This is a genomic window from Falsiroseomonas sp. HC035, assembly GCF_050563525.1.
GTDB lineage: Bacteria > Pseudomonadota > Alphaproteobacteria > Acetobacterales > Acetobacteraceae > Falsiroseomonas.
This window is the reverse complement of sequence record NZ_JBNXUN010000054.1, coordinates 1-1,995: the sequence shown is the minus strand read 5'-3', so window position 1 is coordinate 1,995 and position 1,995 is coordinate 1. Positions and strand designations below refer to the sequence as shown.

Here is a 1,995-nt window from a genome sequence, read left to right as displayed (position 1 = left end):
GCGGATCGTCGAGATCTTCCTGCACAACCTGGAATGCTGGCTGGATGGCCGGCAGGCGGACATGCGGAACGTGCTGGACAAGGCGCTGATGTACTGAATGAGATTGGCCCGTTCGTGCGAGGGCGCTTTCGGGCTCGCGCGGTGGCTGCACCCGCTTGGGCCGCCTGTCCCTTCGCGCGAATGGACCAGGAATTCAGTCGGAAGGTAGCCTGCCATCACCTTCGACCGTGTCCGGCGCCGCATCTGCGCGCAAGAAGCGGATGGTCACCTGGAGTCCGCGCTCGGGCGAGGAGCTGACATGCAGCCGGGCCCCGGCATTGTGCCGCAGCGACTGCACGATCAGGGCGCCGAGCCGCCCCGAGGTGGGCCAACTGGTACCTGCCGGCAGGCCGACACCATCATCGGCAATGAAGACCTTGCAGCCCTCGGGATCAACCAGGCTGTGCAGTGTGATTGTTCCGCCGGCGCGCCCAACGAAGGCATGCTTCAGCGCATTCGTCAGCACCTCGTTCACCACAAGCCCAGCCGGCATTGCCACGTTGATCGAGACCGGCCAACTATCGACCTTGAGGTCCAGCCGGATCCCTTCCACAGCATGTGCCTGCATAACGGCGGAGGCGACCTGGCTAAGATAGACCCCTAGATCCACGCTCTCACCGGTCTTGTCTGGGGCGAGCGAGCGATAGAGCAGCGCCAGCGCGCTGACCCGGCCGGCCAGGCGACTGAAGGACTCCCCGGTTTCATCATCGGGCGCATTCCGGCTCTCCAGCCGGATCAGCGCGGTGATCATCTGGAGGTTGTTCTTTACGCGATGTTGCAGTTCGCGCAGCAGCACGTCCTTTTCCTGGACGCGTTTCTCGAAGGCTTCGAGACTGCTTCGGCTCTGCGGGTTGACTGCGGCCAGCGCGACGAGCCGAAACAAGGCAGCGCCATTCTCGTCATGGATGATGTTAGACCAGGCGTCGAGGGCAGTTCCGTCCTCTTCCCCATCCGATACCATGCGGAAGGTGCCGATATGGTCCTCACCTGACGTAATTGCGTCGCTGAGCTGCCGGTCGTCGTCCGTGGCACTGGCGATGGCCTTTATGTCGCTCCAGGGGCGATCCAGCAGCTCATCCGGCCGCAGTTTGGACAGCCGTTCAAATTCAAGATTGGCGTAGGTGACGCGCTCCCGTGGCTGTAGTTCAGCGACGGCGATCGCAAAGGGTATGTTGTCGAGAAACTGCTTGAACCGATCGCTGTCGAGCGCCGCGGCGAGGTTCGGACTGCTGAGCAGGTCGGTCAGCGGCCGCGTCGTGTCGTCGTCGGCTGTCATTTGAAGCCCCCAGGCGATGGGCAAGGTCGTGAACGTGAAGCAGCCGGACTAAATAGACGTAGAAGGACAGGGCAGCAATCGACAGGCGGGTCATCCCGCCAGGCTGCAATGGCCCGCGGCGACCTACCGGAAGGGCTCCGTGACACCGGCCTGAACGGCCGGCTGCGGGGCAGCGAGCTTGCGGGTGTGATCGCGGAAATTGGCGACGACTGTCGACGCGACCAGGTTTGGAAATGCCAGATACACCCACCGCTCCCTGAGAGCGCAGGTTTGTATGGGACCCAGTCGGCGGAACCTATCGAAGCGTGCCGCCGCAGGGCGACGCCTCGAGACGGAAGACATGACCGCAGCGCACGGCCAAGCCGAACACCAAGATCGTGCTTCCAAGGCAGGCACCGTCCAGGCATGGGCATATGACTTCGTCGAAGATCGGACGCGGGACGGTCGAAGATTCCGGATGCTGTGCGTGGTGGACGAGTTCACGCGCGAGGCGCTGGCGATCCGCGTGGCGCGCAAGCTCGCCTCTGCGGAGGTGATTGATGTGCTGGCTGCCCTGTTTCTGGCGCACTGGACGCCGGCGCATCTCGGCTTGGACCAAGAGCCGGAGTTCATCGAAGATGGAGAGGGCCTGGGCACTGAGGGTCGGGGCGAAGACGGCGTCAGTCGAGAGGGCGGGCCCC

The 1,995-nt window shown here is 63.8% G+C and carries 2 protein-coding genes; one reads left to right on the top strand and one right to left on the bottom strand.

Annotation, left to right across the window (positions count from 1 at the left end; genetic code table 11):
- Nucleotides 1-193: 193 nt before the first annotated feature.
- A complete protein-coding gene (locus tag ACLF3G_RS29365) occupies nucleotides 194-1,315 on the bottom strand; it encodes a sensor histidine kinase (RefSeq protein ID WP_430672918.1) in 1,122 nt (373 codons plus the stop codon).
- A 340-nt stretch (nucleotides 1,316-1,655) separates the two neighbouring features.
- On the opposite strand from ACLF3G_RS29365, the gene ACLF3G_RS29360 reads away from it, so the two are divergent.
- Nucleotides 1,656-1,995: DDE-type integrase/transposase/recombinase (locus tag ACLF3G_RS29360; protein ID WP_430672917.1), on the top strand; the 340-nt coding region annotated here is incomplete at its 3' end.

Bases quoted from the DNA above. Each gene is read 5' to 3' on its own strand.
- ACLF3G_RS29365 (WP_430672918.1), bottom strand. From the start codon at position 1,315: ATGACAGCCGACGACGACACGACGCGGCCGCTGACCGACCTGCTCAGC.